This window comes from Nevskia soli (genome assembly GCF_903970205.1).
Lineage (GTDB): Bacteria > Acidobacteriota > Terriglobia > Bryobacterales > Bryobacteraceae > Bog-113.
On record NZ_CAJCHS010000274.1, the window covers coordinates 1 to 4,508 of the forward strand.

Genomic DNA, 4,508 nt, shown 5'->3' on the forward strand with positions numbered 1-4,508 from the left:
CCGCACAGAAACTGCTGGACCGCGACGGACCGCGCTTCGATCATGCTGCCGCTATTCGGTTAGGAGATCTTTGGGCTCGCGCCACGTTGGGTATTAGTGCAGTCGATCCGCTTACCGGCCGCGCGAGTAATGCATTAGCGACGCCGTCAAGCTTCGGTCTTAGTCTCAAGGCTGCGCTTCGCAACACGGTCGATCCGCGTATTATGGCTTCTGCACTTTGGACGATCACTCGCGATGGCCGGTCGCTCGATAAGCTTGGTAAGTTGCCTGAAAGCTACTCCGAAGTGTGCTCGAGTCTGTTGACCCGCTGGAAAGCGGTCTTCCCGCTGACCGCCTATTCGTGCGATCCGAAAACTACCGATTCGGCTACCGACCGATTCGAACAGGCTTCGACGCGAGGCGGCGTTATTACCCCGCGGCTAGTCCATAAAGTGGAGCCGATCTATCCGGATCGTGCGCTTCAGTTCCACCTCGATGCCACTAATGAGTACCACGTCGTCGTCGCGACCGACGGGAAAGTGACCGACATCGGCTTGACTAAGGGCATTTTGATGTTCAATTCCGCTTGTCTGGATGCGGTCAAGAAATGGCGATTTCAGCCCGGTAGCCTGAACGGAACGCCTGTACCGGTCGTCGCCAACATCGCGGTAAACTTTCGCACTGGCCGTAGTTAGTTGGGACGCTCGCGTCACGCCCGACTTAGAAAAACAGCTTCAAACCGAACTGGATCTGCCGCGAAGTAGTCGCGGTCGTCGTAATCAATCCTGCCGAAGGACTGATCGAGGCGCCCGAGAATACCGTCGCGTTCGGCGTCCCGAAGTTCGCGCGGTTCAGTAAGTTGAAGAACTCCGCGCGGAACTGCAGGTTTGTCCGCTCGGTAATTGCCGTATTCTTAAAAAGCGAAAAGTCGACGTCAGCCAGCCCGGGTCCGCTATATACACCCCGTCCTAAGTTGCCGTAAGTACCTGGAGTCGGCAGAATAAACGCCTCCGGGTTAAACCATTGATTCGGATTGCCGGTAACCACCGGTCCTGTGAACGCGGGATTGAGCGACGGACGATCGGGGTTCCGGGTATCGCCATCGCCGGATCGATTCGATCCAATCTGCGGCGTAAAGGGAAACCCGCTGAGCAGAGTAACAATCGTATTGAACTGCCATCCTTTCACCAGCCGGTTCGCCTTAAAAGGTAACTCGTACGAACCCGAGATGCTCGCCTGGTTGGGAACGTTGTACGCGGACGGCCCCCAATCGAGGCGCAGGTCGTTGCGGTCCAGAACCATCTGGGCCTGGTTGTTGGCCTGCGCGCCGGTAAGTCCGGAATTGATGTCGAGATCCTTCGACCAGGTATAGTTCGCCCGGAATTGGAAGCCTTTCCGAAAGCGATGACTTACATCCACCTGGAGCGCGTTGTAACTGCTATTCCCTTCCGTATACCAGAAGAAGCCCGCACCTAACTGCGGATTCGGCCGGGTTGCACCGGGTCCCGGAATATATTCGGCGCCCTCGGGAACAATGTGCGGAGTATTCGCTAAACTCGCGACAGTTGCGACGCCCCCTGCGGAACACCCGCTCGGGTTCGTGCAAATCTGAGTGGGAATGGTGTTCGGATCGATGCTCAACAGGCCGTGATAGCCGAACTCGCCCACATAGCCAACGCGCAGCACGGTATCGTGGCTGAGTTGCTGCTCCACGGTGAAACTCCATTCCTGCACGGTCGGAGTCTTGGCGTTCGGCTGCACGCCCTGCGGCGCAAAGATCGTGCCGGGCGCGGGAGGAACGCCGGCAGTAATCGGTAGCAGCGAAGGCAGTGAGCCTGTCTTAGAAACCGATCCGTTGTAGGGCGGGATCGAGTTCAGCAGAAAGCTTAAATCATCTATTAGAGAGTAATAAGTGCCAAATCCGGCCCGAATCGCCGTCTTTCCGTTACCAAACACATCCCAGGCCAGCCCCGCGCGCGGCCCCAGTAAGTGTGTCGCGTTATTTTGAGTAAACGCGGAACTCCCTACGTTCGGCGTAGTGATCAAGATACCCGCCGGATTGGTCAGATAGTTGGAGGCGCGCCCCGATTCTTCGTTCCACCCGGTGGTGAACTCGTACCGCAGCCCTGCTTGAATAGTCAGATTCCGAAAGATCTTAATCGAGTCCTGGAAGTAACCCGCGCCAAACAGACTCCTCCATCCGAGTTCATTCGGGTCCGGCACCACTTGAAACGATGTCACGGTACCTTGCAGGAAAGTCGTCAGGCTCGCGAAGCTGGCTTGTCCTAACTGGCGCGATGCATCGTCATCGTTATCCTGCACGCGCTGCAGCCACACTCCCGCGCTAATCTGATGGCGTCCCTTCGTGATTTGAACGCTGTCCGTGTAAGTGAACAGGTTCCGCCGATTCCAGACGTTCGCCGCATTATTCGGTCCGGCTGAAGTAATCGTGCCGCCGGCCGTGGTAGTCACGCCCCCGCCGACCACAATCCCGCCCGGTCCCAGGCCGGTCACAAAATCCGTATCCGCCGGAAACGAAGCCAGCGGAAAAGAATCATAATTGAACGCCGCGCGCGAGAAGCCGGCACGAAACGTATTCAAAATATCCGGCGAGATGATATGCGTTTCCTCAACGCTAGCCACCTGGTTTTGCAGCGTTTCATAAGAACCGAAGAGCGGGTCCGACAAAGGAATCAGGCTATCGCCGTTATCAATCGTATAAATCGCGGAGAAGGTATCCCGGTCACTGAAAAGGTAATCCGTCCGCATCGTACCGAAGTCTTCGCGGATCGTCTGTTTCGGATTGTTATAAGACAATGCCGTTCCGCTGGGAAGTCCTCCAACCGTTAGTTCCGGACCATTCGGCAGCGGCCAAAGCTGCATATACTTAAGCATCGCCGGGTTGAGCTTCGCCACCGTGGTATAGACTCCGGAAGCATTGGGCAACAACCCTTGCCGCGCCTCCGAATCGGGAACTACGCTCACACTACTCACGGCCAGCGATTGGCGGAAACCTTCGTAGTTACTAAACAGGAACCACTTGTCTTTTCTTACCGGCCCCCCGATCGCCCCGCCGAACTGATTCCGCCGGAACGGAGGAACCGAAGCCTGGTCGAAGAAATTCCGGGCGTCCAGATCGCTGTTGCGCAGAAATTCGTAAACCGTGCCATGCAGCTGATTCGTGCCCGACTGCGTCACCACGCTGATCTGGGCGCCGGCCCGTTTTCCGTACTCTGCCCCATAGGTATCGGTGAGAACGTTGAACTCGCGAATCGCGTCGATGCCCAGCAGTTCGCCGCTGACGCCGCCCGGATTGATGGCTAACTGGCTGGACCCGGTGTACTCGATCCCGTTCAGAAGGAACAGGTTTTCGTAGATGCGGCGGCCATCCACCGAGAATGCATTGCCATTGCTGGTGCTCGTTTCCGGACTTCGTAAGGCGGTGTAGTTGATCGTGCCCGGGTTCAACGTGATCAGGTTGTCGAAACTGCGGCCGTTCAGTGGGAGGTCCTTGATCTGCTCCTCGCCGACGACGCCTGAGATCGCGGAAGTCATCGTGTTGACCAGCGGTGTTTCATCGGTTGACGTGACTTGCTGAACGAACTCGCCCAATTCCAGCCGGAAGTTGACAACCGCCTGTTGCCCCACCACCAACGACACGCCGGTGCGAACTGCGGTCTTAAAACCGGCCTTCTCGACCGTTAACTCCTGCGGCCCGAGCGGCAGTGAAACCAGGGTGAAGCTACCGGATTGATCCGTCGTCACCGTTCGAGAGGCGCCTGTTTCGACGCTCTTGACCGTGATCTTCGCCCCGGGCACCAGCGCGCCGGATGCGTCTTCCACAGTTCCTGAAATCGCCGCCGTCACCTGCGCGCGAAGCGGACTAAAACACGCCCATAAACTCAGGGCGCTGAATAGAAGAATACGAATGCGGGTTCTCAAGGAACCCCTATGGTACCGTTTTTTACTGCTGCCGATACTCCACCAGCGCCTGATCCCATTGCAGACCCCGTCCCTCGAAGTGGCGCCGGATGGTGAACTTGGTCTTGTCGAGCGACATCACCCAGCGGTCATCGATGGCGACATCGTCATCAGCGGCATGCGTTACCGAGTGAATCACCAGATCGGAAACGTCCCACTTCGCCGTCGACTGAACGGGATTGCCTTCAATCGTATTCTGCGTCGTCGAGCCGTCTAATTCGTAATGCAATTCGCTCGTGCGCAGATGACCGGCATCCATCTCTTTGACGCTTTGGCGAAGCGTGTTTCCGGATTGCTCGATTACATCCGTGCGGGACTTGGGTGAGGTAAGACCGGCGAAATCGCTTTCATCGATATTCAGTTTCCAGGTACCGGTGAAATCGGGATGCTCTTGCGCAGAGAGGACGAAACAAAAAGCCGCCGCAAGAAGCGGTAAGCAACGCATGTTCCCAGTTTACGGCCTCAAGTGGTGGCCGCAGACCGCGAAGGTGGTTGTATTGCGACAGGCTGGTTGTGGAAAACAGCCAGCCTGCCGCAAATTCCTAACG

At 57.0% G+C, this 4,508-nt stretch carries 3 protein-coding genes; 1 reads left to right on the forward strand and 2 read right to left on the reverse strand.

All coding sequences use genetic code 11. The features are described from left to right. Positions 1-674 (forward strand): energy transducer TonB (locus H1Y01_RS12370; RefSeq protein WP_180540827.1); only part of this gene is annotated, 674 nt, incomplete at its 5' end. A 25-nt stretch (positions 675-699) separates the two neighbouring features. Here the strand turns inward: H1Y01_RS12370 and H1Y01_RS12375 are convergent. Together H1Y01_RS12375 and H1Y01_RS12380 are read right to left on the reverse strand one after the other, a co-directional pair. Next, positions 700-3,921 carry a TonB-dependent receptor gene (locus tag H1Y01_RS12375; RefSeq protein WP_219341500.1) on the reverse strand — a complete coding sequence of 1,074 codons (3,222 nt, stop codon included), beginning with the start codon at positions 3,919-3,921 and terminating at the stop codon, positions 700-702. A 22-nt stretch (positions 3,922-3,943) separates the two neighbouring features. Beyond that, on the reverse strand, positions 3,944-4,405 hold the full coding sequence (locus H1Y01_RS12380) for a hypothetical protein (RefSeq protein ID WP_180540828.1): 462 nt from the start codon (positions 4,403-4,405) through the stop codon (positions 3,944-3,946). Positions 4,406-4,508: the final 103 nt, after the last annotated feature.

Excerpts from the sequence above, each read along its gene's own strand:
- H1Y01_RS12380 (WP_180540828.1), bottom strand. The coding sequence starts at position 4,405 with ATGCGTTGCTTACCGCTTCTTGCGGCGGCTTTTTGTTTCGTCCTCTCT.